Annotated in this window: 1 protein-coding gene; it reads left to right on the top strand. The window is 66.3% G+C overall.

Going from position 1 to position 326, the window contains the following annotated elements:
- A partial coding sequence (locus BST13_RS38120; protein WP_245839986.1) for a DUF222 domain-containing protein occupies window positions 1-326 on the top strand: 326 nt, incomplete at both ends.

The following is a 326-nucleotide window of genomic DNA, read 5'->3' as shown; positions in this document are numbered from 1 at the left end:
GTGTTGATCGACGAATTGTCGGAGTTGTGCGGGCAGCGCAACGCGATCGACGGACGCATCGTCGACATCGTCGCCGAACTGGAACACGACGAATTGTGTGGCATCACCGGGGCCCGGTCGATCACCTCGCTGGTGGCGTGGAAAACCGGGATCACCCCCAACAATGCCGACACGATCGTGGCGGTGGCACGACGCGCCGAGGAATTCCCCCTCTGCACCCAAGCCCTGCGGGAGGGCCGGTTATCCCTGGATCAGGTCGGGGTGATCGCCGAACGCGCCGCCGACGGCTCCGACGCGCACTTTGCCGAGCTGGCCGCGGTCGCCAC

Source organism: Mycobacterium aquaticum, from assembly GCF_002086485.1.
Lineage (GTDB): Bacteria > Actinomycetota > Actinomycetes > Mycobacteriales > Mycobacteriaceae > Mycobacterium > Mycobacterium aquaticum.
The sequence above is the reverse complement of the archived record's forward strand: the minus strand, read 5'-3'. Positions and strand labels throughout refer to the sequence as shown.